The organism is Flavihumibacter sp. CACIAM 22H1 (assembly GCF_001601815.1).
GTDB lineage: Bacteria > Bacteroidota > Bacteroidia > Chitinophagales > Chitinophagaceae > Flavihumibacter.
The window spans coordinates 28,381-29,702 of sequence record NZ_LUKG01000013.1 but is presented as its reverse complement, the minus strand read 5'-3'; the positions used below and the strand labels follow the sequence as shown (position 1 = coordinate 29,702).

1 protein-coding gene is annotated in these 1,322 nt (G+C 45.4%); it reads left to right on the top strand.

The features are described from left to right. Positions 1 to 1,322 (top strand): hypothetical protein (locus tag A1D16_RS05945; RefSeq protein ID WP_290708371.1); only part of this gene is annotated, 1,322 nt, incomplete at both ends.

Sequence of the window (1,322 nt, the reverse complement as noted above, 5' to 3'; positions counted from 1 at the left end):
TCTGCTCGATGGTATGCACAGCCAGTATATTCGGCCAACGCATCCGGATACAAGAGCTTTTCATGAAGCTTTTGCCGATATCGTAGCCCTGTTTCAGCATTTCTCTTTTCCAGAGGTATTGAAGCACCAGATTGCGCGTACTAAAGGAGACCTGGCCTCGCAAAACTTACTGGGACAACTGGCACAGGAATTTGGTAAAGCCATTGGTGGATATGGAAGTTTGCGGGATGCTATCGGCGGAATTGATCCGGCCACCGGGCAATGGCAGCCCCACGAGCCCGATGCCAATGAATATGAAACGGTGCTTGAATTCCATGCACGTGGGTCTATACTGGTAGCTGCCGTATTTGAGGCCTTTTTAACCATTTACAAAAGCAGGATCCGAAAATTACTACGGGTGGCAACCGGTGGTACCGGAAAACTGGCCGATGGCGACATTCATCCCGACCTCGTTGACCTGTTGGCTGAAACCGCCGCCAGTACAGCTCAACGAATATTGAAGATTTGTGTCCGCGCACTTGATTATTGCCCGCCCCTGGATATTAATTTTGGCGATTACCTCAGGGCATTGATCACTGCGGATATAGACCTGGTAAAGGAAGATGTACATAATTACAGGATTGCATTTGTAGAGGCGTTTCAACGAAGGGGTATTTATCCGGAAGGGATTAAAACCATGTCGGTGGAAGCGCTTTGTTATCCTGAGCTGCCGGTTGTTAATCAGTTAAAAATTAATGAAGCCCTGTTTGGCGAATTCCTGAAGTCTTTTAAAGATGATGTAGGGTATTTGACCGATCGGCGCGACATATATGGTAAAACCAAAAAGTATATTGCAGGCAGTGAAGATACCAAGGCCGGATTACATAACCGGATTTTTACAAAATTACTGGAGAAAATTTCAGTAGACGATTTACTGCAGTTAACAGGGTTGTATTTTGGAGGCACGCAGGCAGAGTGTCGTAAAAATGGCTTTAATTATTCCAGCCGATCAAAAACTGCTGCTTATTGGGTAGATCATATGTGGCTGGCAAGCCGCATCAGCCCCGATGATAAAATTGTAAACCATGTAGTTATTACCCTTACGCAGCAACGGGGAGTCAAGTGCAGGTTGAATGAAGAGGACCAGTTTTCTATTGAAGGCTATGCGCCTCCTGTAGAAGAAGCAGCGGATACCTTATACAGGTTTAATGCCGGTTGTACCCTTATTTTCGACCTTGATAATATGCGCCTAAAATATGTGATTAAAAAAGGTATTGATGATGAGGCGCGCCTGGAGCAGCAGTTTCGATATTGTTGTGCCAATACATTGCAGGATAATCATA